20 protein-coding genes are annotated in these 22,181 nt (G+C 72.6%); 11 read left to right on the top strand and 9 right to left on the bottom strand.

Annotated features, from left to right (window positions below; genetic code table 11):
* Positions 1 to 4: 4 nt before the first annotated feature.
* The 5 genes from ACFOW4_RS25730 to ACFOW4_RS25710 form a co-directional block, all read right to left on the bottom strand.
* On the bottom strand, positions 5 to 535 hold the full coding sequence (locus tag ACFOW4_RS25730; protein ID WP_377532296.1) for a DinB family protein: 531 nt from the start codon (positions 533 to 535) through the stop codon (positions 5 to 7).
* 42 nt (positions 536 to 577) lie between these two features.
* Positions 578 to 1,072, bottom strand: a complete 495-nt coding sequence (locus ACFOW4_RS25725) for a universal stress protein (protein ID WP_377532293.1) — start codon at positions 1,070 to 1,072, stop codon at positions 578 to 580.
* A 10-nt stretch (positions 1,073 to 1,082) separates the two neighbouring features.
* Positions 1,083 to 2,702: an MDR family MFS transporter gene (locus ACFOW4_RS25720; RefSeq protein WP_377532290.1), complete on the bottom strand. Its 1,620-nt coding sequence runs from the start codon at positions 2,700 to 2,702 to the stop codon at positions 1,083 to 1,085.
* A 146-nt stretch (positions 2,703 to 2,848) separates the two neighbouring features.
* Positions 2,849 to 3,283 (bottom strand): MarR family winged helix-turn-helix transcriptional regulator, encoded by a 435-nt coding sequence (locus ACFOW4_RS25715; RefSeq protein WP_377532287.1) that lies wholly within the window; start codon positions 3,281 to 3,283, stop codon positions 2,849 to 2,851.
* Between the two features lie 26 nt (positions 3,284 to 3,309).
* Entirely contained in the window at positions 3,310 to 5,022 is a 1,713-nt protein-coding gene (locus ACFOW4_RS25710; protein WP_377532284.1) for an alkaline phosphatase D family protein, read from the bottom strand.
* Between the two features lie 85 nt (positions 5,023 to 5,107).
* Between ACFOW4_RS25710 and ftsY the strand changes: the two genes are divergently transcribed.
* From ftsY to ACFOW4_RS25695, 3 genes are all read left to right on the top strand, one after another.
* Positions 5,108 to 6,295: a signal recognition particle-docking protein FtsY gene (gene ftsY / locus ACFOW4_RS25705; protein ID WP_377532281.1), complete on the top strand. Its 1,188-nt coding sequence runs from the start codon at positions 5,108 to 5,110 to the stop codon at positions 6,293 to 6,295.
* Between the two features lie 6 nt (positions 6,296 to 6,301).
* Positions 6,302 to 7,165 (top strand): aminoglycoside phosphotransferase family protein, encoded by an 864-nt coding sequence (locus tag ACFOW4_RS25700; RefSeq protein WP_377532278.1) that lies wholly within the window; start codon positions 6,302 to 6,304, stop codon positions 7,163 to 7,165.
* Positions 7,166 to 7,364: 199 nt separating this feature from the next.
* Positions 7,365 to 8,762 (top strand): ammonium transporter, encoded by a 1,398-nt coding sequence (locus ACFOW4_RS25695; RefSeq protein WP_377532276.1) that lies wholly within the window; start codon positions 7,365 to 7,367, stop codon positions 8,760 to 8,762.
* A 154-nt stretch (positions 8,763 to 8,916) separates the two neighbouring features.
* On the opposite strand, the gene ACFOW4_RS25690 is transcribed toward ACFOW4_RS25695, so the two are convergent.
* On the bottom strand, positions 8,917 to 10,029 hold the full coding sequence (locus tag ACFOW4_RS25690) for an RNA-guided endonuclease InsQ/TnpB family protein (protein WP_377532273.1): 1,113 nt from the start codon (positions 10,027 to 10,029) through the stop codon (positions 8,917 to 8,919).
* Between the two features lie 101 nt (positions 10,030 to 10,130).
* Here ACFOW4_RS25690 and ACFOW4_RS25685 point away from each other — a divergent pair, with 101 nt between their 5' ends.
* From ACFOW4_RS25685 to ffh, 5 genes are all read left to right on the top strand, one after another.
* Positions 10,131 to 10,469, top strand: coding sequence for a P-II family nitrogen regulator (locus tag ACFOW4_RS25685; RefSeq protein WP_074317754.1), 339 nt, complete (start codon positions 10,131 to 10,133; stop codon positions 10,467 to 10,469).
* Positions 10,470 to 10,482: 13 nt separating this feature from the next.
* The gene (locus ACFOW4_RS25680; protein WP_377532269.1) at positions 10,483 to 12,810 is read left to right on the top strand and encodes a [protein-PII] uridylyltransferase; all 2,328 of its coding nucleotides are present in this window, start codon (positions 10,483 to 10,485) and stop codon (positions 12,808 to 12,810) included.
* Between the two features lie 577 nt (positions 12,811 to 13,387).
* On the top strand, positions 13,388 to 14,650 hold the full coding sequence (locus ACFOW4_RS25675) for a sensor histidine kinase (protein ID WP_377532266.1): 1,263 nt from the start codon (positions 13,388 to 13,390) through the stop codon (positions 14,648 to 14,650).
* Positions 14,647 to 15,303, top strand: coding sequence for a response regulator (locus ACFOW4_RS25670; RefSeq protein ID WP_377532263.1), 657 nt, complete (start codon positions 14,647 to 14,649; stop codon positions 15,301 to 15,303). Before ACFOW4_RS25675 ends, ACFOW4_RS25670 begins: the two co-directional genes overlap by 4 nt.
* A gap of 172 nt (positions 15,304 to 15,475) precedes the next feature.
* Positions 15,476 to 17,029: a signal recognition particle protein gene (ffh, locus tag ACFOW4_RS25665; RefSeq protein WP_377532261.1), complete on the top strand. Its 1,554-nt coding sequence runs from the start codon at positions 15,476 to 15,478 to the stop codon at positions 17,027 to 17,029.
* Between the two features lie 90 nt (positions 17,030 to 17,119).
* Here the strand turns inward: ffh and ACFOW4_RS25660 are convergent, their stop codons facing one another.
* Positions 17,120 to 17,281, bottom strand: a complete 162-nt coding sequence (locus ACFOW4_RS25660; RefSeq protein WP_377532259.1) for a hypothetical protein — start codon at positions 17,279 to 17,281, stop codon at positions 17,120 to 17,122.
* Positions 17,278 to 17,889, bottom strand: a complete 612-nt coding sequence (rpsD, locus tag ACFOW4_RS25655) for a 30S ribosomal protein S4 (protein ID WP_377532257.1) — start codon at positions 17,887 to 17,889, stop codon at positions 17,278 to 17,280. The genes ACFOW4_RS25660 and rpsD overlap by 4 nt, the downstream gene beginning before the upstream one ends.
* A 142-nt stretch (positions 17,890 to 18,031) precedes the next feature.
* On the opposite strand from rpsD, the gene ACFOW4_RS25650 reads away from it, so the two are divergent.
* A complete protein-coding gene (locus ACFOW4_RS25650) occupies positions 18,032 to 19,111 on the top strand; it encodes an amidohydrolase family protein (RefSeq protein WP_377532255.1) in 1,080 nt (359 codons plus the stop codon).
* A gap of 51 nt (positions 19,112 to 19,162) precedes the next feature.
* Here ACFOW4_RS25650 and ACFOW4_RS25645 read toward each other — a convergent pair whose 3' ends face one another.
* On the bottom strand, positions 19,163 to 19,756 hold the full coding sequence (locus tag ACFOW4_RS25645; protein ID WP_377532253.1) for a TetR family transcriptional regulator: 594 nt from the start codon (positions 19,754 to 19,756) through the stop codon (positions 19,163 to 19,165).
* Between the two features lie 155 nt (positions 19,757 to 19,911).
* On the opposite strand from ACFOW4_RS25645, the gene proS reads away from it, so the two are divergent.
* Together proS and ACFOW4_RS25635 are read left to right on the top strand one after the other, a co-directional pair.
* The gene (gene proS / locus ACFOW4_RS25640; protein WP_377532251.1) at positions 19,912 to 21,318 is read left to right on the top strand and encodes a proline--tRNA ligase; all 1,407 of its coding nucleotides are present in this window, start codon (positions 19,912 to 19,914) and stop codon (positions 21,316 to 21,318) included.
* A gap of 73 nt (positions 21,319 to 21,391) precedes the next feature.
* On the top strand, positions 21,392 to 22,039 hold the full coding sequence (locus ACFOW4_RS25635) for a DUF402 domain-containing protein (protein ID WP_377532249.1): 648 nt from the start codon (positions 21,392 to 21,394) through the stop codon (positions 22,037 to 22,039).
* Positions 22,040 to 22,181: the final 142 nt, after the last annotated feature.

The raw sequence follows: 22,181 nt of genomic DNA, 5'->3' as shown, positions 1-22,181 counted from the left end.
CGGGTCAGTCGCCGGTGACGCCGTCGATCCGCTCGCGGATCAGGTCGGCGTGCCCGTTGTGCCGGGCGTACTCCTCGATCATGTGCACGTAGACCCATCGGACGTTGATCTCGTCGGCGGTGCCGTCCCGCCGGGGCCGTCGGAAGGTCTGGTCCAGCGACAGGCCGGCCGCGGCCTTGCGGGCGGCCTCCACCTCGGCGGCGAAGATGGCGAAGGTGGCCTCCGCGTCGGCCCCGGCGACGGCGTTGAGGTCGGCGTCCGGGTCCTCCTCGCCGTCGTAGAGGCCGGTGATGTCCTCACCGGCGGCCCGGATGCGGAACCACCAGCGCTCCACGTCGGCCATGTGCCGCACCAGCCCGAGCAGGGTCAGCCCGGACGGCTCCACGCTCGCTGTCTTCAGCTGTTCGGCGGTCAGGCCGGCGCACTTGAGCAGCAGCGTCTGCCGGTGGTAGTCGAGCCAGCCGTCGAGCATGGTGCGCTCGTCGCCGACGTACGGTTCGTTGGTCCGGGTGATCTCCGGCGCTCTCCAGGTCATCGGGCCATCCTCGTCGCCGGGACCGACAGCCGCGAGCGGGTTTCAGGGAACGACGACGACGGGCCAGCGGCCGGTACGGACCAGGCGGGTGGCGACCGAGCCGACCAGCCGGTGGCCGGCCTGCTCGGACGCGCCCACCACCACCATGTCCGCCTGCATCTCGTCGGCCGCGGCGCGGAGTTCGGCGTACGCGTCGCCGCGCCGGCACAGGAAGGTCACCGGCACGCCCAACTCCTCGGCACCGCGCCGGCACTCCCGGCGGACCTCCTCGGCCAACTCGTCGTGGGTGCGCTGCACCGCGCCGGCGTCCATGCCGGGCAGCAGGGCGGTCAGTCCGCTGGCCGAGCTGACGAAGACCACCACCAGGGCGGCGCCCTGCCGGCGGGCCAGGCCGGCGGCGTACGAGCCGGCCCGCTCGGAGGTACGGGTGCCGTCCACGCCGACCAGGACCACCCGCGGGCCGTCCGTGCCGCGCTCGAAGGGCAGCGGACTCACCCGCGGGCCGTACTCCTCGCGGTCAGGTGCTCCCACGCTCATGGCCTCCACCTCACCTCTGCTCGCCGGTGCGAACCACTGCGGCGCCGGCGCCGGCCGCGAGGGTCGACTCCCGCTCGACCTCGTCGGCGATCGGGTTGCCGTTGTGCTGCCGCAGCGGCACCTCCTTGATGAAGCTCACCGCGATCAGCGCGATCAGCCCGAAGGGTGCGGCGGCCAGGAAGATGTCGCCGGCGCCGTGGCCGTACGCGCTCTCCACCACCGCCCGCAGCGGACCGGGCAGGGTGTGCACGTCGGGCAGGCCGCCGCCGCTGCCGGAGCTGGACGCCGGGATGCCGAGCTGGGCCAGCCCCTCGGCCAGGTAGTCCTTGACCTTGTGGGCGAGCACCGCGCCGAGCGCGGAGACGCCGATCGCGCCGCCCAGGCTGCGGAAGAAGGCCACCACCGAGCTGGCGGCGCCGAGCTCGTGCGGGCCGACGGTGTTCTGCACGGCGAGGACCAGGTTCTGCATGGTCATGCCCAGCCCGATGCCGATCAGGGCCATGTAGCAGCTGAGCAGGGCGAAGCTGGTGTCCGCGCGGAGCGTGCCCGTGAGCGCGAAGCCGACGGTCAGCAGCGCCGAGCCGATCACCAGGAACCGCTTCCACCGGCCGGTACGGGTGATGATCCGGCCGGTCAGCGTGGAGGAGACCAGCAGACCGAGGATCATCGGCAGGGTCATCAGGCCGGACATGGTCGGGCTCTGGCCACGGCTGATCTGGAAGTACTGGCCGAGGAAGACCGAGGCGCCGAACATGCCCACGCCGACCCCGACGCTGGCGATCACGGAAAGGGTGATGGTGCGGTTGCGGAACAGCCGCGGCGGGATCATCGGCTCGGCGGCCCGGGTCTCCACCCGGATCGCCAGCGCGCCGAGCACCAGGGCACCGAGCACCATGGCGGCGCTCTGCCAGGAGACCCAGGCGAACTGGTCGCCGGCCAGGGAGATCCAGACCAGCAGCACCGAGACGGCCGCGGTGATCAGGGTGGCGCCCCACCAGTCGATTTGCGCCTTCCGCTTCACCACCGGCAGGTGCAGGGTCTTCTGGAGCACCACCAGCGCCGCGATGGCGAACGGCACGCCGACGTAGAAGCACCAGCGCCACCCGAGCCAGGAGGTGTCGACGATCACGCCGCCGATCAGCGGGCCGCCGATGGTGCCGACGGCCATGACGGCGCCGAGGTAGCCGCTGTAGCGGCCACGCTCGCGGGGCGCGATCATGGTGGCCATGATCACCTGAGCCAGTGCGGTGAGACCGCCGGCGCCGACGCCCTGGAGCACCCGGCAGGCGATCAGCTCACCGGTGCCCTGCGCGGCGCCGGCCAGCATCGAGCCGATCACGTAGATCAGCAGGGAGAGCTGGACCAGGATCTTCTTGCTGGCCAGGTCGGCGAGCTTGCCCCAGATGGGGGTCGTCGCGGTGGTCGCGAGCAGGGCCGAGGTGACCACCCAGGTGTACGCGGACTGACCGCCGTGCAGCTCGGTGATGATCCGCGGCAGCGCGTTCGAGACGACCGTGGAGGAGAGGATCGCGACGAACATGCCCAGCAGGAGCCCGGAGAGGGCCTCCAGGATCTGCCGGTGGGTCATCTCGACGCCGGTCGCCCGGGTGGGCGCTGTCGCCTGGCTCATCGTGGCTGCCTCCGAAGAGAGTCATGGTGGGGCGGGCGCACGGACGCGCCCCCGGCTGGGAGTTGCCTGGGGCAACCGTATGCCTTGGTTGCCTGAAGCAACAACTTGCCGGTGGGCCGGGACATTCCCGGCGGACCGGATCGGGCTCAGGAGTCGTTGAACCGGCCCAGCAGACGGGCGAACTCCTCGACGTCGCGCGCCGGCCAGGTCTCCAGGACCCGCAGGAACTGCCCCAGCCGGGCGGCCCGGGCGGCGTCGAACCGGCGCTGCCCCTCCTCGGTCATGCTGATCTGCGCGGCCCGACGGTCGGTCGGGTCGGGGTCGCGCCGGACCAGACCGAGCGCCTCCAGGCCCTGGATCTGCCGGCTCAGCGTCCCCTTGCCCACCCCGAGCCGGGCGGCCAGGTCGGTCAGCCGGACCGACCCGCACCGGCGCAGCCAGAGCAGCAGCCCGTAGGTGTTCGGTTCGAGGTTCGGGTGCACCTCCCGGGCGATCTCCCAGGAGACCGCCCGCCCACGACGTAGTAGGGCGGTCAACTCGTGCTCGACCGCCCGGATCGGCTCCGGCAGGTGCTCGTCCACGGCGTAGAGACTACGGCGGGGTCGGCTCAGCCGTCGCCGGCGAGCCGGCGGCGCATCACCGGGCGTAGCCGGCCGTCGCTGGTGGTGCCCTCGATGGTCACCTCGGCCGCCCGACCCCGGTGGGTGAGGGTGGCCACCGCGTTGCCGAAGTACGGGCCGGCCAGCTTGCGCCAGCGCACCCCGGGACGACGCACGCCGGCCGAACGGGCCAACGCCCGGGTGGCCCCCGCCGGCCCCGACGACCAGCCCAGCCGCATCAGCGGGCGGATGCCGGCCGGCACCTGGTTGTGGATCGGCGAACAGGTCAGCTGGTGCACCGGGGTGACCACCGCCGGATCGCCGAACCAGGCCCGGGCCACGTACGAGTGGTGCACGTCGCCGGAGAGCACGCTGATCGACGCCGGTGGCGCGTACGCCGGCCCGGCGCCGACCGGCTCGTCGGACCGTGCGGGCGTGCCGGTGCCGATCCGGGCGAAGGTCGCACCGAGTGCCTCGAAGGAGCGCCGGAAGGCCGCCCAGTGCTCCAGGTCGAGCGCCCGGCGCAGCTTCTCCGCCCCGCGCGCCACCCAGGGGCGGCGGGAGTCGGCCAGCTTCTCGTTCCACGCCTCGATGTGGTGGATGCCCGGCGGGAGCAGCCAGGGCAGCGACGCGCCGACCACCAGGTGGTCGTAGACCCCGTGGGCCTGGTCGAGGAACCAGGACCACTCGCCCGGCGGCAGCATCGCCCGGTTGTTCGCGTCGAGCACCCGACTGCACCGGTTGTCCAGCATCACCAGCCGGGTCCGGCCCAGGTCGAGGGAGTAGCTCCACTGGTACTGCACGGAACGCCAGCGCTCGGTGTCGTGCGCCAGGTCGGACTCCTGGTCCACCCGGTGGCCGAACTCGCGCAGCACGCCGGTGGCGTCCTCGGCGGCGGCGACCTTCGCGAAGAGCGGGTCGGCGGCGATCTCGTCCGGGGAGAGGTTGCCCAGGTGCTGGTAGACCCAGTACGAGGCCAGCCCGCTGCCGATCCGCTCGGCCCACCACGGCTGCTCGCGCATCTCCGCGCGCCAGGAGGCGGAGGTGTTCCAGTCGTCGATGATCTCGTGATCGTCGAAGATCATCGCGCTCGGCACGGTGGAGAGCAGCCAGCGGATCTCCGGATCGCGCCAGGACTCCAGGTAGAGCTTGGTGTACTCGTCGAAGCTGACCACCTGGTCGGCCGGGGCGTCCTTCGGCCGCCGCCGGCGCCGCTTGAGCAGCCGCCGCACCGTCGGCGAGGTCACGTCCGCGTAGACCTGGTCACCGAGCAGCACCAGCAGGTCGGGTAGCGCCGCCGGCTCCGGGTCGGCCATCAGTCGCCGGGCGTACGCGTCCAGCGCGTCCGGCGGCAACCTGCGGGTGGTGGCGTGCTGGGTGGTCTCCCGACAGGAGCCGAAGATCAGGGTTACCGGCTGGTCCCGGTCGTCGGCGGCCCGGGTGCGGATCACGCTGGGCGGGAACCCGTTGCGCGGCACCGGCCAGACCACCTCGTCGTCGACCAGCACCTCGTAGGTGGTGGTGCTGTCCGGGGTGAGCCCCTCCACCACCACGAGCGCGTAGTGGTGGTCGTACGCGGAGAAGGTCGGTGCGGTGCCGGTGGCGCCGTCGGCGGTGCGGACGGTGACCACGGCGGGCGCCGCCGTCTCCACCCAGACGGTGGCCCGTGTGTCCACCACCCGGCGCAGCAGTGGGCCGATGAGCAGGTGTGCGGCGGGCATGCGGCCGAGCCTACCGCCGGTAACCGGACAGCGGCCGGGTGGCGGTGGCTGGGACGCGGTCGCCGGCATCTGGAAGGATTCCGGCATGGCCGAATATCTCGTCCTCGCTCTGGTCCTGCTCGGTGTGCTGATCCTCAGCACGATCGGGCTGGTCGTGCCGCGGTTGCGCCGGCGCCCCGAGCCGCCGCTGCCGCGTACCGAGGTCGACACCCGCGCCGAGGAGGACCTCGCCGGGCCACCGGTCGAGGCACCGGAGTCCGATCTGTCCACCGGCGTCCTCATCGAACCGCCACCGGTCATCGAGCTCCCAGCGCCGGTCGTGGAGATTCCCGAGCCGACCGCCGGGCGGCTGGTCCGGCTCCGCTCGCGGCTGTCCCGCTCGCAGAACGTCTTCGGCAAGGGCCTGCTCGGCCTGCTCGCCCGGGACCACCTCGACGAGGACACCTGGGAGGAGATCGAGGACAGCCTGATCACCGCCGACGTCGGGATCGACGCCACCCGGGACATCGTCGACCGGCTGCGCGAGCGGACCCGAGTGCTGGGCACCCGCAGCGCCGGCGAGCTGCGCGCGCTGCTCGCCGCCGAACTGGTGAACGCGCTCGACCCGACGCTGGACCGGACGCTGAAGACCACTCCCAAGGACGGCGTGCCGGCGGTGCTGCTGGTGGTCGGGGTCAACGGCGCCGGCAAGACCACCACCTGCGGCAAGATCGCCCGCGTGCTGGTCGCCGACGGCCACAGCGTGCTCCTCGGCGCGGCCGACACCTTCCGCGCCGCCGCCGCCGACCAGTTGCAGACCTGGGGCGAGCGGGTCGGCGCGGAGATCGTCCGCGGTCCCGAGGCCGCCGACCCGGCCAGCGTCGCCTTCGACGCGGTCAAGCGGGGCATCGACACCCGCGTGGACACCGTGCTCATCGACACCGCCGGCCGGCTGCAGAACAAGGTCGGCCTGATGGACGAGCTGGGGAAGGTCAAGCGGGTGGTGGAGAAGCACGGCCCGATCGACGAGACGATCCTGATCCTCGACGCCACCACCGGCCAGAACGGCCTGGAGCAGGCCCGGGTCTTCACCGAGGTGGTCAACGTGACCGGCGTGGTGCTGACCAAGCTCGACGGCACCGCCAAGGGCGGCATCGTGATCGCCGTGCAGCGCAAACTCGGCATCCCGGTCAAGCTGGTCGGTCTCGGCGAGGGCAAGGACGACCTGGCACCGTTCGACCCGGCGCAGTTCGTCGATGCCTTGCTGGGCGTCGATGCCGGACGGGACGCGTAGTCTCGGGTGACCACTGACGATCGCGCGTACGCGGGCTGGCGCGACCCCGGCCACCCCTCGCAGCGCCTCGGGAGACCGTACGTGACTTCGCAGGAGATCCCGCTGCACGGCGGCAACGTGAGTACCGTGGTCCGGGTCGGTGACACGGTCCGCCGCAACGCCGGGCCGTGGACCCCGTCGGTGCACGCCCTGCTGCGTCACCTGGAGTACGTCGGGTTCACCGGCGCACCCCGGGCGCTCGGCATGGACGAGCGCAACCGGGAGGTGCTGTCGTACCTGGAGGGGGAGTGCGGGGAATATCCCCTCGCCCCGCACTGGGTCACCGACGAGGCGCTGGTCACGGTGGCCACCATGCTGCGGATGTTCCACGACGCCCAGTACGGCTTCGCCCCGCCGCCCCAGGCGGTGTGGCGCTCGTTCGGGCCACCACCGCCCGACACCGAGGTCATCTGCCACCACGACGCCGCCCCGCACAACGTGATCTGGCGGCCGGACGGCACGCTCGGGCTGATCGACTTCGACCTCGCCTCGCCGGGTGCGCGGATCTACGACGTGGCGTACGCGGCCTGGACCTGGGTGCCGATCTTCTCCGACCGGGACTCGATCACACTGGGCTGGAAGCGGCCCGACCGACCGCGCCGACTGCGGCTCTTCGCCGACGCGTACGGGCTGATCCCACGCGACCGGCACCGGCTGATCCGCACCATCCGCAAGCGCATCGTCGACCACGTCGAGGGGATCCGCCGGATGGCCGCCGCCGGTGAGCCGGCGTTCGTACGGATCGTGCACAAGGGCCACCTGCGCCGGCCGATGCGCGACCTGCGGCTGCTCGACTACGAGCGGCACGCCCTGGAGAACGCGCTGCGCTGACCCGGCCGTCGATGGTTCGTGGATCCACGACGCTGACTGTGCGGTTCTCGTCACACGTACGAAACAAGCCGTCACCGAACGGAAACCGGTCGGGGACCACGGGTGAAACAGCCGGCAACGAGGCTTCCGCGCAACCGGCTGACGGCGATGCTGCCACTTCTCAGCCGACGGGAGGACTTCCACACCGAGAGGAGGCAGCGTGGAGATCAACACCGGCAACACCGCCTGGTTGCTCTTGTCGTCTGCGCTCGTGCTGCTCATGACGCCGGGGCTGGCCCTGTTCTACGGCGGGCTGAACCGGTCCAAGGGCGTGCTCAACATGATGATGATGAGCTTCTCCGCGATCGGGCTCATCTCTGTTTTCTGGGTCATCTACGGCTTCACCCTCGCGTTCGGCACCAACGGCAACGCCGGGGTCAACAACGTGATCGGCAGCTTCACCCAGTACCTCGGCACCGAAACCAGCTTCATCGGCGAGGAGTGGCTCTTCCTCGGCGCGGGGACCGGCATCCCCACGTACGTCTTCATGGTCTTCCAGATGATGTTCGCGATCATCACGGTCGCCCTGATCAGCGGCGCGGTCTCCGACCGGTTGAAGTTCTCCGGCTGGCTGCTCTTCGCGTTCGCCTGGTTCACCCTGGTCTACCTGCCGGTGGCGCACTGGGTGTGGGGCGGCGGCTTCATCGGCTCCAAGATCAAGGCACTGGACTTCGCCGGCGGCACCGCCGTGCACATCAACGCCGGCGCTGCCGCACTCGGGCTGGTGCTGATCCTCGGCAAGCGGGTCGGCTGGCCCCGGGAGAGCTTCAAGCCGCACAACGTGCCGCTGGTGGCGCTCGGTGCCGGGCTGCTGTGGTTCGGCTGGTTCGGCTTCAACGCCGGCTCGGAGCTGACCGTCGACGGCACCACCGCCGTCGCCTTCGTCAACACCCAGGTCGCCACGGCCGCCGGCGTGCTCGGCTGGATCGTGGTGGAGTGGATCCGCAGCGGCAGGCCGACCCTGGTCGGCGCCTCGTCCGGGGCCATCGCCGGCCTGGTCGCCATCACCCCGGCGTGTGGCTTCATCGCCCCGCTGCCGTCGGTGCTGCTCGGCCTCATCGCCGGCGCCGTCTGCGCCTACGCGGTGAGCCTGAAGTACAAACTCGGCTTCGACGACTCCCTCGACGTGGTGGGCGTGCACTTCGTGGCCGGCTGGATCGGGTCGCTGTTCATCGGCCTCTTCGCCACCCTCCAGGTCAACTCGGCCATCGAGGGCCTGGGCGCCAGCGAAGGCCTGTTCTACGGCGGCGGGGTCACCCAGCTCGGCCGGCAGGCGCTGGCCAGTGGCATCGTGTCGGTCTACTCCTTCGGGGTGGCGGTGCTAATCGCCCTCGCGGTCAAGGCCGTGATCGGTCTGCGGGCCGACGCCGAGGACGAGGTGGCCGGTATCGACGTCGCCGAGCACGCGGAGAGCGCGTACGACCTCTCGCCCACCACAGGCAGCAGCGGCGGCGGCGCCTTCGCGATGGCCGGGCTCACTCCGGGTTCAGGGAAGCCGACGCCGGAGGCCGCCGCCGAACCGGCCGCCGCGCCCGTGGGCGAGAAGATCGCCGGTTGACGTTGCTGCTGGTGCTGGATGGAGGGGTTGGACTTGACATCCTTCCGGTCCTGAAGGCCGGAATTCCCGCCGTCACCGGTGAGAGTTCCTGTTTCATCACCGACTGCCCGTAGGGAGGGCTCCCGTGGGGTCTTACGTCAGCTCCGCAGGCGTTTCACCTCTCCGCCAGCCCGGCGGCGAGGATGTTCTTCGCTGCATTGATGTCTCGGTCGTGAGTGGTGCAGCAGCCGGAGCACGTCCACGAGCGGACCGACAGGGGCATGGAGGTGTTGATCTGGCCGCACGTCGAGCAGGTCTTGGACGACGGGTACCACCGGTCGACGATGATCACCTGCCGGCCGTACCAGGCGGCCTTGTACTCAATCATGTTGCGGAGGCCAGACCAGGCCGCGTTGGAGATGGCCCGGGCCAGGCTGTGGTTTCGCAGCATGCTGCGCACGCTGAGGTCTTCGATCACGACCGTTTGGTTATCGCGGACGAGTCGGGTGCTCAGCTTGTGCGGCAGGTCACGCCGCCGATCGGCGACGCGGGCATGGATCCGGGCCACCTTCAACCTGGCCTTGGCCCGGTTGCGGGAGTCCTTGGCCTTGCGGGACAGCTCCCGCTGGGCTTTGGCGAGCTTGCGCCGATCGGCGCGTTCGTGCCGCGGGTTCGTGACCTTTTCCCCGGTGGAAAGGGTGACCAGACTGGTAATCCCAGCATCCACCCCGACCGCCGAGTCCAGCGGCGACAGCGTCTTGATGGTCGAATCTTCGACCAGCAGGGACACGAACCACCGCCCGGCAGCATCCCGGGACACCGTGACCGTCGACAGCTGCGCCCCCTCGGGCAGGGGACGGGACCACACGATCGCCAGCGGGGTGTCCATTTTGGCCAGAGTGAGCTGCCCGTTACGCCAGCGGAACGCCGAGCGGGTGTACTCCGCCGACGCTCTCGACCTGCGCTTGGACTTGAACCGGGGGTAGCGGGACCGCTTGTCCCAGCACGCGGCGAGCGCCGCCTGAAGATGCCGCAATGCCTGCTGAAGCGGCACCGAGCTGACGTCATTCAGGAAAGCGAGTTCGTCGGTGCGTTTCCACTCGGTCAGCCAGGCCGAGGTTTGCACGTAGGTGGTGCTCTGTCGATCCACGGACCATGCTCGAGTGCGGGCGTCGAGGGCCAGGTTGTAAACCTTCCGAACGCAGCCGAAGGTGCGGTTGAGCTGCTCGGCCTGCTCGGGGGACGGGTAACAGCGGTACTTGTACGTCCGCTTCACCGCACGACCCATAGGCAACATTCTATAACCCAATTGTGTAGGACGATCGCCGGAGGGAGGGAGCGGCGTTTCCTCCCGGCTCTGAACGGCCGGGTTGCCACGCCGCGACTCGGATGAAACTGGTGACCGCGGTCATCAAGCCCTATCAGCTGGACGCGGTGAAGGAGGCTCTGCACGCCCTCGGGGTGGCTGGGCTGACCGTCAGCGAGGTCCAGGGGTACGGGCGACAGAAGGGGCACACCGAGGTCTATCGGGGTGCCGAGTACACGGTCGAGTTCCTGCCCAAGATCAAGGTCGAGGTGCTCACCGACGAGATCGACGTCGACAAGATCGTGGACGCCATCGTCGGTGCCGCCCGAACGGGCAAGATCGGCGACGGCAAGGTCTGGGTGACCGGCGTCGAGGAGGTCGTCCGGGTGCGTACCGGCGAACGCGGCCTCGACGCCCTGTAGGGAGTCCCGTCCGATGACCTCGTTGATCAAGAAGAATGCGTCAGAACACCCCGGCGACGGCGACGCGAACGTCTTGATCAACGAGGTCGTCGGCGTACCCGGGGGGATCGGGGAGGGGGCGCGGGCCGCGCGGGCGGACGCGTACGACTCCTGGCTGGCCTCCCTGCTGCCGGACCGCAACGGGATCGCACTGCTCGCGGTCGGCGGGCTGGGGCGGCGGCAGTGCGCCCCGTACGGGGACCTCGACCTTGTGCTGCTGCACGCCGGGGTGCCCGGCACGGACGAGCTGGCCTCCTCCCTCTGGTACCCGATCTGGGACGCCGGCCTGCGGCTGGACCACTCGGTGCGTACCGTCGCGGAGGCCCTCTCGGTGGCCCAGGACGACGTCAAGGTCGCCCTCGGGCTGCTCGACGCCCGGCTGGTCGCCGGCGACCCGGAGCTGGCCGACGCGCTGATCCGCACCGCCGCCGACCATTGGCGGCGTACCGCCGTGCGCCAATTGCCCGGCCTCCGGGAGGTCACCACCGCCCGTTGGCAGGCCCACGGCGAGCTGGCCTTCCTGCTCGAGGGTGACCTCAAGGAGGCCGCCGGCGGGCTGCGCGACGTCGGTCTGCTGCGGGCCATCGCGGCCGCCGGGATCACCGACGCGCTGCGTCCCGCCGTACGCGCCGCCCACCTGCGCCTGTTGGACACCCGCGACGCCCTGCACCAGCAGGTCGGCCGGCGGGTCGACCGCCTGATCGCCCAGGAACGCGACGGGGTGGCCGCGCTGCTCGGCCTCCGGCAACCGCAGCTCGGCGCGCCCGACTCCGCGCAGCGCGACGGGGCCGTGATGCACGACGGTGACGCCCTGCTGCGGCGGGTGGCGGGGGACGCGCGGACCGTCAGCCACGCCCTCGACGACGCCTTCCGCGCCGCGGACCGGCTGCGCTCCGGCCGCTCCCGTGCCAACGGGCGCCCGCTGCGCCGCCCGGTGGCCCGCGACGTGGTCGAGCACGACGGCGAGCTGGTGCTGGCCCGCACCGCCATCGGGGCCCGCCCCGACCCGAGCCTGTCGCTGCGGATGGCCGCCGCGGCGGCCACCACCCGGCTGCCCATCGCCCGCGCCACCTGCGAGTGGCTGGCCGCGTACTGCCCGCCGCTGCCCGCACCCTGGCCGGCTGAGGCCCGGGCCGCGCTCACCACGCTGCTCGGCGCCGGTCCCGGCCTGGTGCGGGCCTGGGAGACCTGCGACCGGTACGGCCTGGTCGACGGCTGGCTGCCCGAGTGGACCCGGCTGCGCAGCCTGCCCCAGCACAACCCGGTGCACCGGTTCACCCTCGACCGGCACCTGGTGCAGACCGCCTACGAAGCCAGCCGGCACGCCCGCGAGGTGGACCGGCCGGACCTGCTGCTGCTCGGCGCACTCCTGCACGACATCGGCAAGGGCCTACCCGGAGATCACAGCACCGTCGGCGTGCCGCTGGCCGAGGCGGTGGCGAGCCGGATCGGGCTGCCCGCTCCGGAGGTCGCGCTGATCGGCACGCTGGTCCGGCTGCACCTGCTGCTGCCCGACGTGGCCACCCGCCGCGACCTCGCCGACCCCGTGACCATCGCCTCGGTGGCCGAGGCGGTCGGCGACACCGGCACCCTGGACCTGCTGCACGCCCTGGTCCGCGCCGACGCCGCGGCGACCGGACCTGCCGCCTGGTCGGACTGGAAGGGCCGACTCGTCGCCGAGCTGGTCGCCCGGGTACGCACCGCGCTGGACACCGGCGTGCTGCCCGACCCGCCCGCCCCCGACCCGGCGCTGCTGGCCGGGCCACTGCCGGTCGTCCACCTGACCGGAGACCGGGTCGCGGTGGCGGCGGCGGACCGCCGGGGCCTGCTCGCCACGGTGGCCGGCTGCCTGGCCCTGCACCGGCTGGAAGTGATCTCCGCGGACGCCTCCGCCGTGGACGGGCGGGCCTTAGTCGAGTGCCGCGTGCAGCCCCGCTACGGCCTGCCACCCGACCCGGTACCGCTCAGCGCCGACCTGCGCCGCGCGGTCGCGGGCGACGTCTCGGTCACCCAGCGGCTGCGCGGCCGGGCACTCGCCGCCCGGGGCGCCGGCGCCGCGCCACGGGTGGTCTGGCACCGGGAGGCCGCCACCGACGCGGTGCTGCTGGAACTGCGCGCGGCCGACGCCGCCGGGCTGCTCTACCGGGTCGCCTGCGCCCTCGACGAGGCCGGCGCCCTGGTCCGCGCGGCCCGCATCTCCACCCTCGGCGCGGACGTGGTCGACGCCTTTTACCTGGTCGGCGGCTGGCCCGACGAGGCCACCCGGGCCCGCCTGGAGGCCGCCGTCCTGGCCGCCGTCTGAACGGTCGTGCCTCGCCTGGTGGCGGCCGTTGGCCGCCGTTGACTACCGTCGCGCCGGCGGCGTGGCCAGGGCATGCCGCGTCTGCCGCCGGACGTCGTCGGAGCGCACATGCCAGGACGAGCTTTATGACTGTGAGGCATAAATCATGGCCTCACAGTCATAAAGCTCACCACACTGCCGTGGCCCCGAACCGGTGCGAGCTGGACGGCGCGTTCGGGCCGGCGCGTTGGGCCAACGCGCGGCGCTGCGCCCGAGCGGAGACCGCCTGCCCTGGCCCGCCCGCGCCGAGCCGCCTGCCCGCGTTGGCCTGCCCGCGCTGAGACCGCCTGCCCTGCCCGCGTTGGCCTGCCCGCGCTGAGACCGCCCGCCCTGCCCGCGTTGGCCTGCCCGCGCTGAGACCGCCCGCCCTGCCCGCGTTCGGCCCGCCGCGGCGTCCTTCCGAGCAGAGGCCGTGCGCTCACTGGCACCGGCGTTGCGGGCCGAGTCGCTGCTGGAGGTCGGTGTACGTCGGGGGGCGTACGGGCGGGGCCGTCGGTGGACGCACGACGGGTGGCGTCGGCGCGGGCAGAATGACGCCATGCGATCGAGCCAGCGGCAGGAGGTGGCGGGCGACGCCGCGCTGGCCCTGGTGCTGCTCGGCTTCGGCCTGTTGGCCACCGGGCTGGCCGGCGCCAACCAGCCCGGCTCGGTCCGGGTGGATGCCACCTGCCGGGTGCTGATCGCGGTCGCCGCGCTCGCGCTTGTGGCCCGGCGGCGGGCGCCGGTGCTCACGCTCGCGGTGGTCACCGTGGCCACCTCGACGTACCTGGTGCTCGGCTATCCGTACGGGCCGGTCCTCATCACCTTCCTCGTCGCCGTCTACACGGTGGCGGTGCGGCTGCCGCTCGACCGGGCCGCGATCGCCGCCGGCAGTGCGTTCGCCGTGCTGCTGGTGCACATCTTCGCCTCCCGGGGCCCCGCCCCGGGCTGGGGCGGGCTGCTGCCCGCGTCGGCCTGGGTGGTCGTACCGTTCGCGGTGGGGGTGGCTGTGCGCACGAACCGGGAGTCGGTCGTCCGTGGTCGCGCCGAGGAGGCCCGCGTCCGCGCCGAGCAGGCCCGGCGGCAGGCCGACGAGGAACGGCTGCGCATCGCCCAGGAGGTGCACGACGTGGTGGGACACGGGCTGGCGGCGATCAGCATGCAGGCCGAGATCGCCCTGCACCTGCTGCCGAAGCGTCCGGAGCAGGCCGAGACGGCGCTCACCGCGATCAGCCGGACCAGCCGCGAGGCGCTGGACGAGCTGCGGGTGACCCTGGGCGCCGTCCGGCACGGCGCCGAGCGGGGGCCCGTGCCCGGCCTGGCCCGGCTGTCTGCGCTGCGCGATCGGCTCGCCGGAGCTGGCCTCGCCGTGCGGCTGCGGGTGGTGGGCGAGCCGCGCGACCTGCCGACCGCCGTGGACCTGGCGGCCTACCGGATCGTGCAGGAGGCGCTAACCAACGTGCTGCGCCACGCCGGGGTGGGCACCGCTGAGGTCACCGTCGGCTACGCCCCGGAGGAGTTGACCGTGGAGATCACCGACCGGGGAGTGGGTGCGGACCGCGACGGAGTGAACCGGGCCGACGTCGGGCCGCTCATCGCCGGGCGCGCCGGTACCGGACCGGTCACTGTCGGGCCTGCCGAGAGCGGACCGGGCGCCGCTGGGACGGGCGGTACCGGACCGAACGCCCCTGGGACCGGCGGACACGGGCTGGCCGGGATGCTGGAGCGGGTGGCCGCGCTGGGCGGGGAGCTGGTGACCGGGCCGCGCCCCGGTGGGGGATTCCGGGTGTACGCCCGGTTGCCGGTGGAGCGGGCCGCGTGATCCGGGTGCTGGTCGCCGACGACCAGGACCTGGTCCGGCTCGGGCTGCGCGCGCTGGTGGAGAGCGAGGACGACCTGACGTTGGCCGGCGAGGCGGCCGACGGGCTGCGGGCGGTGGAGCTGGCCCGCCAGGAGCGTCCGGACGTGGTGCTCATGGACATCCGGATGCCCGGGATCGACGGGATCGAGGCGACCCGGCGGATCGTCGCCGACCCCGACCTGGCCGGTACCCGGGTGGTGGTGCTGACCACCTTCGAGCTGGACGAGTACGTCTTCGACGCGCTGCGGCACGGGGCGAGCGGCTTCCTCACCAAGGACACCCGGCCGGCGGAGCTGCTGCGGGCGATCCGGCTGGTGGCCGAGGGGGAGGCGCTGCTGTCACCGTCGGTGACCCGCCGGGTGGTGCGGGAGTTCGCCACCCGGCCGCCCCGGATCCCCCGCCCGCACCCGCGGCTGGACGCGCTGACCGACCGGGAACGGGAGGTGGTCGGGCTGGTCGGTGAGGGGCTGAACAACGAGGAGATCGCCGCCCGGCTGGTGGTCAGCCCGGCGACGGCGCGTACCCATGTGAGCCGGGCCATGGGCAAGCTTGGCGCGCGGGACCGGGCGCAGCTGGTCGTCTTCGCGTACCAGTCGGGGCTGGTGTCGGGGTGACGGCGCCGACGGCCCCGCGCGGGCGGCGCGTGGTCACGCCCGGGGCACCTCGGCCGGTGGGCCGGGCCGGCCGACAGCGGTGGTGCGGCCGGCCGGCTACCCTAGCGGTGGCCGGACTCCGCAGTGCCGGCCGTGTTGTGCCCGCCGGAACACTGACAAACGGGATGTTCGTGTGTTTGACACCTTGAGTGACCGCCTCTCCGGGATCTTCACCAAGCTCCGCGGCAAGGGTCGGCTCACCGACGCCGACATCGACGCCACCGCGCGCGAGATCCGTCTCGCGCTGCTGGAGGCGGATGTCGCGCTGCCGGTGGTCAAGGGCTTCATCGCCAACGTCAAGGAGCGGGCGCGCAGCGCCGAGGTCTCCCAGGCGCTCAACCCGGCGCAGCAGATCATCAAGATCGTCAACGACGAGCTGATCACCGTGCTCGGCGGCGAGGGCCGGCGGCTCCAGTTCGCCAAGCAGCCGCCGACGGTGATCATGCTGGCAGGCCTCCAGGGTTCCGGTAAGACCACCCTCGCCGGCAAGCTGGCCCGCTGGCTCAAGGCCCAGGGGCACCAGCCGATGCTGGTCGCCGCCGACCTCCAGCGCCCCAACGCCGTCGGGCAGCTCCAGGTGCTCGGCGGCCGGGCGGGCGTCGAGGTGTACGCCCCGGAGCCCGGCAACGGCGTCGGTGATCCGGTGCAGGTGGCGCGCGCCTCGATCGAGCACGCGAAGCGGGCCGCCCGGGACATCGTGATCGTCGACACCGCCGGCCGGCTTGGCATCGACGCCGAGATGATGCAGCAGGCCGCCGATATCCGTGACGCGGTCCAGCCCGACGAGGTCATCTTCGTCATCGACGCGATGGTCGGTCAGGACGCCGTCCGCACCGCCGAGGCGTTCCGTGACGGCGTGGGCATCAGCGGCGTGGTGCTCTCCAAGCTCGACGGCGACGCCCGTGGTGGCGCCGCGCTGTCGGTACGCGAGGTGACCGGGCAGCCGATCCTGTTCGCGTCCACCGGCGAGAAGCTGGAGGACTTCGACGTCTTCCACCCCGACCGGATGGCGAGCCGGATCCTCGGCATGGGCGACGTCCTCACTCTGATCGAGCAGGCCGAGCAGGCCTTCGACGAAGATCAGAAAGAGAAGATGACCGCCAAGCTGATGGGCGGCGAGCAGTTCACCCTCGAGGACTTCCTCGACCAGCTCATCGCGGTGCGCCGGATGGGCCCGATCGCCAACGTGCTGGCCATGATGCCGGGCATGGGGCAGATGAAGGACCAGCTCGCCGAGCTGGACGACACCCACTTCGACCGGGTCACCGCGATCATCCGGTCGATGACCCCGGGCGAGCGCACCAACCCGAAGATCATCAACGGCTCCCGCCGGGCCCGCATCGCCAACGGCTCCGGGGTCACCGTGATGGACGTCAACCAGCTGCTCAACCGCTTCGCCGACGCGCAGAAGATGATGAAGCAGATGGGCGGCATGATGGGCCTGCCCGGCGGTGGCCGGCGCAAGGCGACCAAGTCGCCGAAGAACAAGCGCAAGGGCACCAAGGGCGGCGGTCGGCCGCGTACCGGGGCGGGTGCCGGGCTGCCGGGCGGCTTCCCGGGCGGCATGCCGCAGCTCCCGCCGGGGATGGACCCGAACGACCTCGCCGGCGGCCAGGGCCTGCCGCCGGGCTTTAAGCTGCCGAAGATCGACTTCAACAAGCTCGGCAAGGGCGACGGCAAGCGCTGACCCCGGGTGGCCGGCGCACGCCGCCGGCACCCGGGTCGCTTCGGACCGCCCGCGCGGGCCGGGCTCCAGGCGCCGGCACCCGGCCGCGGGTCACCGATCCCGCGATCGCTTCGGCGGACGCTGACCCAGGAGGCTCTCCCGCCGCGCTTCCTTCTGCTCGGCGCGACGCCGTTGCCGCGGCGTCAGCTCCGGCCGCCCACTCTGCCGCAGGTAGGTGGGCACCCGCCGGTCGTTCGGAATCGGCATGCTCATCGTGCGACCTCCTCATTCGAATGGACGGCGAGGGTGAGGTCCCGCAACGTGGGCACCTCCTGCCGTTGCGGCTCCCGGGTCAGGGTCGCGGTGAACCGCTCCAAGCTGACCTCCAGGTACGGCGGCGCGTCGCCGTCGGCGTGCTCGGCCATGGCGACGGCCACCGGCGCTCGGCACCGCCGGTCCGCGCGCACCTCGATGGTCTGCCCCGGTTGGACCAGGTACGACGAACGGTTGACCTTGCCCCCGTCCACGGTGAACGTGTTGTGGGCGACGAGATCCCGCGCCGCGTCGACCGAGGGCGCGAAACCGGCCCGATGCACCAGCGCGTCGATCCGCTGTTCCAACTGTCCGACCAGGTTCTCCGTCGCGTCACCCGGCTGCCGGCCGGCCGTCACCACCGCGCGGGCCAGCTGCCGCACGCGTAGCTCGTACGCCGCCCGGACCTGCCGCTGGTCACTGTCGCTCAGCTGGTACCCGCGCGGGGCACGCCGCGGCCCGCCGCGTACGCCGATCGGGTGCCGCTGGCGGCGCATCAGGTAGCCGTACGCCGGGTGCAGCGGAACCTCGTCGGTCGGCGAGGGTCGTACCGTGGTCTGGACCGCCATCTTTCCTCCCTGGGTCCTCGGGTCCGACCACCGTCCACCGCCGCAGGGTGAGGCCGCCCCACCCGGTACGGGTGAAGCCACCGCACCGGCCGGCTCCGGCCCGACGCGCCACGGCGGGAGGTGATCCGGTAGGACTGTGGGCATGGCTCTGCATGTGCGCGGTGTGCTCCTCCCCGACGACGAGGTCCGGGATCTATGGCTGGTCGGCGACCGGGTTACCTTCGAACCGGTGCCCGGCGCGGAGACGGTGGTCGACGGCGGGTACGTCCTGCCCGGCCTGGTCGACGCGCACTGCCACATCGGCATCGCCCGCGGCGGCGCCCCGATCACCTCCCTCGACCAGGCCCGCGAGCTGGCCCGCGTGGACCGCGACGCCGGGGTGCTCGCCATCCGCGACGCCGGGTCGCCGTACCCGTACCCCGAACTCGACGACGAGCCGGACCTGCCGCGACTGGCCCGCGCCGGCCGGCACGTCGCGCCGCCGAAGCGCTACCTGCGCGACATCGGGGTGGAGGTCGGCGCGGCCGAGGTGGCGGCGACCGTGACCGCGCAGGCCGCCGCCGGCAACGGCTGGGTGAAGCTGGTCGGCGACTGGATCGACCGCGGCGTCGGCGATCTCGCGCCCTCGTGGGACGTCGACACCATGACCGCCGCCGTCGCGGCCGCCCACGCCGCCGGAGCACGCGCCGCCGTGCACACCTTCTCCGAGTCGGCCGTGGAGATCATGGTGCGGGCCGGGGTGGACTCGGTGGAGCACGGCACCGGCCTGAGCCTCGACCTGATCGACCTGATGGCCCGGCAGGGCACCGCCCTGGTCCCCACGATGATCAACATCCAGACCTTCGGCGGCATCGCCGAGCAGGCCCGCGCCAGGTTCCCCGGGTACGCCGAGCACATGCTCGCCCTGCGCGACCGCTTCCCGGAGGTGGTCCGGTCGGCGTACGAGGCGGGGGTGCCGATCTACGTGGGCACCGACGCCGGCGGCGGGATCGACCACGGGCTGGCCGCCGAGGAGATGCTGCTGCTGCACCAGCGGGCCGGCATGTCCGCCGTCGACGTGCTCGCCGCCGCGTCCTGGGCCGCCCGCGAGTGGCTCGGCTTCCCCGGCCTGGTCGAGGGCGGCCTCGCCGACCTCACCGTCTACCCCGAGGATCCCCGCCGGGACCTCTCCGTCGTCCGGACCCCGTCCCTCACCATCCTGCGCGGCCGCGTCACCCGCTGACCCGACCGCCCCGGGCCCGCCCGGTCCGCCCCCCGGCCGCAGCCGGCGCGGTCATGGGGTGACGGCGGCGGTGAAGAGGTGCACGGCCAGGTCGGCGAGGGCGGCGGCGGTCTCGTCCACCGGCGTCCGGGGTAGCACGATGTGGCTCACCACCAGGCGGACGATGGTGTCGGCGGCGAAGGCCAGCGCGGCCGGATCGGCCGACGGCAGGAAGGTACCGGCCCAGTCGGTCAGTGCGCCGGTCGCCTCGGTTAGCACCAGCTCGGCCCGGGTGGTCAGGTACGGCAGCAGTTCGTCCGAGCCACCCCGGGCGCTGGTCAGGATCGCCTTGATCAACGGGTTGTCCGCCGCCGCGGCGAGGGTCTGCGCGATGGCCGCGTACGCGCCGGCCCGGACGTCGGGCCCGTGCGCGGCCAGCGCGGTCCGTACGTCGCCGACGAACCGGTCCACTTCGCGCCGGGCCAGCGCCTCGGCCAGCCCCGCCTTGTTGCCGAACTCGTTGTAGACGGTCTGCCGGCTCACCCCGGCGGCGGTGGCCACGCCGCCCATCCGTACCCCGTCCCAGCCGGCGGCGACGGTCTGCGCGCGGGCGGCATCCACGATCATGTCGCGCAGCCGCTGCCGCGAGTCCCTCGGCTCACCCATGGTGGTCGAAGTCTACGGCCGGTCCGCCGGCCCGCCCAGAGTGGTCGAGGCGGGGGCCGGCGAATGAGGTACGCCGGACGGCGCGGGCGGGCGCGACACGGCGCGACGCCTCCCGGGCGCGGTGGCGGCCCAGGTGGCGCATAGGATGTGCGGTCATGGCTCGCGTGCTCACTCCCCGTGCGGAGGATTTCCCCCGCTGGTACCAGGACCTGATCGCCAAGGCGAAGCTGGCCGACAACGGCCCGGTCCGCGGCACCATGGTCATCCGCCCGGCCGGCTACGCCATCTGGGAACGGATGCAGGCCGAGATGGACGCCCGGATCAAGGCGGCCGGCGCGGAGAACGCGTACTTCCCGCTGTTCATCCCGGAGAGCTACCTCAAGCGCGAGGCGCAGCACGTCGAGGGCTTCTCGCCGGAGCTGGCGGTGGTCACCCACGGTGGCGGCAAGCAGCTCGCCGAGCCGGTGGTGGTGCGCCCCACCAGCGAGACGGTGATCGGCGAGTTCATGGCCAAGTGGATCGACTCGTACCGGGACCTGCCGCTGCTGCTCAACCAGTGGGCCAACGTGGTCCGCTGGGAGCTGCGCCCGCGGATCTTCCTGCGGACCAGCGAGTTCCTCTGGCAGGAGGGGCACACCGCGCACGCCACCCGTGAGGATGCCCGCGCCTACGCCCGGCGGATCCTGCACGAGGCGTACGAGGACCTGATGGTCAACGTGCTGGGCATCCCGGTGGTGGTCGGCCTGAAGACCGCCCGGGAGCGCTTCGCCGGGGCGACCGCCACCTACACCTGCGAAGGCATGATGGGCGACGGCAAGGCGCTCCAGCTCGGCACCAGCCACGAGCTGGGCCAGAACTTCGCCAAGGCGTTCGACATCAGCTACTCGGCCAAGGAGGGCGGCCGGGAGCACGCCTGGACGACCTCCTGGGGCACCTCGACCCGGATGCTCGGCGGCCTGATCATGGCCCACGGCGACGACAGCGGCCTGCGGGTGCCGCCGAGGCTGGCCCCGATCCAGGCGTACATCATGATCGTCAAGGACGGCGACGGCGTGCGCGAGGCGGCGGCCAAGCTGCGCGACGGCCTGCGCGACGCGGGTGTCCGGGTCGCGCTCGACGACCGCACCGACACCGCGTTCGGCCGCCGGGCCGTCGACGCCGAGCTGCGCGGCTATCCGGTACGCGTCGAGGTCGGCCCCCGTGACCTGGCCGCCGGTAACGCGGTCGTGGTGCGGCGTACCGACGGGTCGAAGACCCCGACGCCGGTGGCGGACGTGGTCGGCGCCGTGCTGGCCGCGCTCGATACCGACCAGCAGACGTTGCACGACCAGGCGCTGGCCCACCGGCTGTCCCGCACGGTGGAGGTGGCCACCCTCGCCGAGGCGATCGAGGCCGCGGCGACCGGTTGGGCGCGGGTGCCGTGGTCGGCGGTCGGCGTGGCCGGCGAGGCCGAGGCGAACGGGCAGGGCGTCACGGTGCGCTGCCTGCTGCGCGCCGACGGCTCGGTGCCGGACTCCGAGGACGAGCCGGACCTGGTCGCCATCCTCGCCCGCGCCTACTGAGACGTAAGGAAGGGCCCCCTGTTAACGCCTGCGGTAGAGCAGGGGCCCCGCTTAACAGCCCATGGGTGGTGAGGTGCGCTTCGAACCGGGTCGGCTGATCATGCACCGCAACGTGCGGCACGGCCGGATCGGATGGGTCCGGCCGGCCCGGGTTGTCCTTGACGACGACCGTGGCCTGCTGCTCTGGGTCGCGCGGGACTCGCCGGTGGCGCACGAGGTCACCGAGGCCGGGCTGGGTATGCGCGCGATGCCGTTCGCCGAGTGGATCACCTCGTCGTACCGGCTGGCGCACGGCCGCTGGAACGGGCCGCCGGTGCTGAAGTTCCTGCCCACCGGGGCGGCCCACTCGGTCTGGTGGTTCCGGGACGCGCGGGGCCGCTTCGCCGAGTGGTACGTGAACCTGGAGGAACCGGGCGTCCGCTGGGACGACGGCCGGGTCGCGGGGGTGGACATGATCGACCAGGACCTGGATGTCGTGGTCCGCCCCGACCGGAGTTGGCACTGGAAGGACGAGGAGGAGTTCGTCGAACGCCTCGCCTTCGGCGCCGACTACTGGGTGACCGACGAGAAGGCGGTCCGGGCCGAGGGGGAGCGGGTGATCGCGCTCGCCGAGGCGGGGGAGTTTCCCTTCGACGGCACCTGGTGCGACTTCGTGCCGCCGGCGGACTGGGACGTACCGGACGAACTGCCGCCGGGTTGGGACCGCCCACCGGTGCGCTGACGGGTGTTCCCGGTCACCGGGCGGACGACCCGGAGCACCGTGTCCGGGTCCGATGTGAGAGATCGGGGTCGGATCTGGCAGAATGGGTCGCTGGTATCCGGCGCGCGTCCGGCGCCCTCTAACCCGGGCGTGTCGCCAGTCC

Source organism: Micromonospora sp. GCM10011542 (assembly GCF_042650685.1).
In the GTDB taxonomy this organism is placed as follows: Bacteria; Actinomycetota; Actinomycetes; order Mycobacteriales; family Micromonosporaceae; genus Micromonospora.
This window is presented reverse-complemented; position numbering and strand designations above follow the sequence as displayed.

Coding starts and splice junctions, on each gene's coding strand:
- ACFOW4_RS25730 (WP_377532296.1), bottom strand. CDS start 535: ATGACCTGGAGAGCGCCGGAGATCACCCGGACCAACGAACCGTACGTC.
- ACFOW4_RS25725 (WP_377532293.1), bottom strand. CDS start 1,072: ATGAGCGTGGGAGCACCTGACCGCGAGGAGTACGGCCCGCGGGTGAGT.
- ACFOW4_RS25720 (WP_377532290.1), bottom strand. CDS start 2,702: ATGAGCCAGGCGACAGCGCCCACCCGGGCGACCGGCGTCGAGATGACC.
- ACFOW4_RS25710 (WP_377532284.1), bottom strand. CDS start 5,022: ATGCCCGCCGCACACCTGCTCATCGGCCCACTGCTGCGCCGGGTGGTG.
- ftsY (WP_377532281.1), top strand. CDS start 5,108: ATGGCCGAATATCTCGTCCTCGCTCTGGTCCTGCTCGGTGTGCTGATC.
- ACFOW4_RS25690 (WP_377532273.1), bottom strand. CDS start 10,029: ATGGGTCGTGCGGTGAAGCGGACGTACAAGTACCGCTGTTACCCGTCC.
- ACFOW4_RS25685 (WP_074317754.1), top strand. CDS start 10,131: ATGAAACTGGTGACCGCGGTCATCAAGCCCTATCAGCTGGACGCGGTG.
- ACFOW4_RS25680 (WP_377532269.1), top strand. CDS start 10,483: ATGACCTCGTTGATCAAGAAGAATGCGTCAGAACACCCCGGCGACGGC.
- ACFOW4_RS25675 (WP_377532266.1), top strand. CDS start 13,388: ATGCGATCGAGCCAGCGGCAGGAGGTGGCGGGCGACGCCGCGCTGGCC.
- ACFOW4_RS25660 (WP_377532259.1), bottom strand. CDS start 17,281: ATGAGCATGCCGATTCCGAACGACCGGCGGGTGCCCACCTACCTGCGG.
- rpsD (WP_377532257.1), bottom strand. CDS start 17,889: ATGGCGGTCCAGACCACGGTACGACCCTCGCCGACCGACGAGGTTCCG.
- ACFOW4_RS25650 (WP_377532255.1), top strand. CDS start 18,032: ATGGCTCTGCATGTGCGCGGTGTGCTCCTCCCCGACGACGAGGTCCGG.
- ACFOW4_RS25645 (WP_377532253.1), bottom strand. CDS start 19,756: ATGGGTGAGCCGAGGGACTCGCGGCAGCGGCTGCGCGACATGATCGTG.
- proS (WP_377532251.1), top strand. CDS start 19,912: ATGGCTCGCGTGCTCACTCCCCGTGCGGAGGATTTCCCCCGCTGGTAC.